Here is a 757-nt window from a genome sequence, read left to right as displayed (position 1 = left end):
GCCAACACGACTAACTGCACTACCTGACTCTTTAGCCACGTAATGAACCTGTGAACCTGCGTTAGCCACTGCCGCTGTTACCGGTGTTACTGCGTTCATGCTCGCTTGCCTGCTTGCTGCCGTAGCAAAAGCTGAAGCTGGTAATGTGAATGTTACCAATACCGTACCCGTTGGTGCGCTATCAATATCTGCCGCCGCACCTGTTCGTATTTCTACTGNGTACCCGTTGGTGCGCTATCAATATCTGCCGCCGCACCTGTTCGTATTTCTACTGTGCCGGTGTTTAACTTTGCATTACGAGCATCTAAGGCCGCGTTACATTCTGCTATTGAGCTTTGTGACATTCTATTATCCTTTATCTGTCCAGATTGTATTTACTGGTGTTTGTGTGGTGTAACTAGTTACCGATACCTGCTTATCAACCCAATTTGTCGGCATTCTTACGCTTGAATTATCAGAAAAAGCACTTAATACCTCAGTTACAGTAACTTCAATATCTTTTGCTATTGTAACATTAGAACCATCTAAAAACGAATTAAGCACCTCTGTCACTAATACGCCTACATTTGCTGATACATCAATTATAGATGAATCTTTAAAAGCGCTTAGAGTTTCCGTTACATTTACCGCTATATTCCCAGCATCAACTATTGCAACAGTCGAGTTGTCAGAAAACGGGTTGAGTGTTTCTGTTACTGTCGCTGTTATTGATGCTTTAGGTGTTATTTCTATCGATGATATATCAGAGAACGGTTGA

The 757-nt window shown here is 42.5% G+C and carries 1 protein-coding gene; it reads right to left on the bottom strand.

The genetic code is table 11. The annotated features are described in order from the left end of the window. Nucleotides 1-348: 348 nt before the first annotated feature. A partial coding sequence (locus D5S11_RS19960; RefSeq protein ID WP_164833856.1) for a hypothetical protein occupies nucleotides 349-757 on the bottom strand: 409 nt, incomplete at its 5' end.

Origin of the sequence: Bacillus sp. L75 (genome assembly GCF_003676355.1) — a bacterium.
Lineage (GTDB): Bacteria > Bacillota > Bacilli > Bacillales > Bacillaceae > Bacillus > Bacillus velezensis.
Note: the sequence above shows the minus strand (reverse complement) of the source record. Positions and strands in the feature narration are given on the sequence as shown.